Origin of the sequence: Thiolapillus sp. (assembly GCF_048562965.1) — a bacterium.
Taxonomy (GTDB): Bacteria; Pseudomonadota; Gammaproteobacteria; order Chromatiales; family Chromatiaceae; genus Thiolapillus; species Thiolapillus brandeum_A.
The window spans coordinates 1-1397 of sequence record NZ_JBHNMF010000771.1 but is presented as its reverse complement, the minus strand read 5'-3'; the positions used below and the strand labels follow the sequence as shown (position 1 = coordinate 1397).

The following is a 1397-nucleotide window of genomic DNA, read 5'->3' as shown; positions in this document are numbered from 1 at the left end:
ACACGCGGATACCGGCATCACATAGCCTTGCCATGTGCTGCATGAAATAGAGCCCCGTGTTGTAATCCTTCCAGTCACCGTCATACAGATCGCCCGCCAGCAAGATAAAAGCGACCTCTTCCTCAATAGCTAATTCGATAAGATTATCGAAGGCGCGGCGGGTGGCACTGCGGATTTCGTCAACAGGAGCGCCTTCATAGCGTTCTAGACCATGTAGAGCGCTATCGAGGTGGATGTCTGCTGCATGTATGAATTTCATTGACTCCTCATCCTCGTTATCACATCTTCAATCATGTACTGACTCCACAAGTGCATCGCCCATCATCATCTCATAATGTGCAAAGTGTCCTTGTTTATCAAATATTGCGCGAAACACTTTCAGGTAACTTTCCACAGTTGAACTATTTATTGTTACGTAGAGATCATCCTGTACATAATGCGAACCGTCGTTTACCCATGAAAATAGTGATTTGCATATCATCTTTTCTTTACCTTCAAACTTGCCGGTAATTTCATCTGGATCGACGCCACCTAATATTTTGAAATAATTCTCAAGGATGCGACGTAATGTATTCTGAATTGTCAAATTGGACCGATCAGGATTCCGTACTTCAGACCATAATAGCTCATATGATGTATTGATTGGATTTGATAGATGTTTTTCAACTTTGGTTACCAGAGATGGTTTGCGGATTATCCAGAAGGTCTCTTCTTTCATCGCCTCTCCGCGACGATTCGGATTAAATGTTACCTCCTTGTGAAAGTAGACATTGTGCGTAAGGACAAATACTTGTTTGATGTGTCCGGTTCCCGCCCTTACTTCATCGAATAATTCTTTTATGAGACTGCTAACAATAAATAGTATGTCACTATCCAGGCTTGATACTGGGTCATCAAAAACAATGATACGATCATTAGTAACACCGCTTTCTGAATCACTGCCTTTTAGAAGGTGGTAAAAGTATAAGAAAGTAACAAAAGTTCTTTCTCCTTCACTGAGCGTTTGATGCGCTTCTGAACCATCTGCTCGGATCAGCTTATAATTTGAGCCATTGGCTGTTTTCGCAACAGAGAAGCCCTGAAATCCAAAACACGTTAGAATCGCATTAATACCATCAATGGTTGGCTGAACGCTTGTCATCTGTTTTTCCAGCTCGCGAATCTCAAGTTCTTTCTTTCGACTATCTTCTGTAGCTGTTGAGATTTGTTCTGTCAGGGACTTTATCGCTTTGTCCAGACTATTACGCTCCGCTTGATAAGAACTGAGATCTGATTTGAGCTCTCCCAGAACAAACTTCCATACTTGCGCGGTTAACTTAGATCGTTCTGTTGTTATGTTTGCAACCATCTGGTTGTGTTCATTAATCAATTTATTGGCTGCTTCTATTAGAGAACTA

Annotated in this window: 2 protein-coding genes; both read right to left on the bottom strand. The window is 41.7% G+C overall.

All coding sequences use genetic code 11. The annotated features are described in order from the left end of the window. Positions 1–259 (bottom strand): metallophosphoesterase family protein (locus tag ACOCD2_RS19960; RefSeq protein WP_419590360.1); only part of this gene is annotated, 259 nt, incomplete at its 3' end. 27 nt (positions 260–286) lie between these two features. Further along, a partial coding sequence (locus tag ACOCD2_RS19955; protein WP_293680088.1) for an AAA family ATPase occupies positions 287–1397 on the bottom strand: 1111 nt, incomplete at its 5' end.